Genomic DNA, 661 nt, shown 5'->3' with positions numbered 1-661 from the left:
AGGTCGCAAGCGGGATCTGGCTCGCGATAGTTGGCGGTCGGCGGCACGACGTCCTCTTGGATTGCCATCACGCAGGCGATCATTTCAAGCGCGCTCGCTGCGCCGAGGCAATGCGCGTGCGTGGACTTGGTGGAAGAGATGGACATCGAATAAGCGTGGTTTCCAAACACACGCTTGATCGCCGCCGTTTCAGTCTGATCATTGCTCTTGGTACCGGTGCCGTGCGCGTTGAGGTAGTCGACGTCCTCGGCATTCAGCCCGGCATCGGCAAGGCAGGCGCGCATCGCCGACGCTGGCCCCTCGACAGATGGCGCGGCGATGTGGAAGGCATCGGCGGAAAGGCCGACGCCGGCGATCTCGGCAAGAATTGTGGCACCACGCCTCGTGGCATGCTCGTAGCTTTCCAGCACGGCCATGCCCGCACCCTCGCCCAGCACCAGGCCCTTCCTATCGGCGGAGAAGGGCCGGCAGGTATCGGGTGAAAGCACGCGCATTGCTTCCCATGCTTTCAGCACGCCCCATGCGAACGGCGCGTCGCTGCCCCCGGAAACCATTACGTCGGCCCGGCCCAGCTTGATCTGATCCACCGCCGAGGCGATCGCATGGTTGGCCGAGGCACATGCGGAGGTCACCCCGAACACCGGCCCGCGCAAGCCGAGGC

General features: G+C 64.9%; 1 protein-coding gene. It reads right to left on the bottom strand.

From position 1 onward, the window contains the following. On the bottom strand, positions 1–661 hold a 661-nt coding region (locus EOC93_RS33625), incomplete at both ends, for a beta-ketoacyl-[acyl-carrier-protein] synthase family protein (RefSeq protein ID WP_164759401.1).

The organism is Mesorhizobium sp. M6A.T.Ce.TU.002.03.1.1 (assembly GCF_003997275.1).
Taxonomy (GTDB): domain Bacteria; phylum Pseudomonadota; class Alphaproteobacteria; order Rhizobiales; family Rhizobiaceae; genus Mesorhizobium; species Mesorhizobium mediterraneum.
The sequence above is the reverse complement of the archived record's forward strand: the minus strand, read 5'-3'. Positions and strand labels throughout refer to the sequence as shown.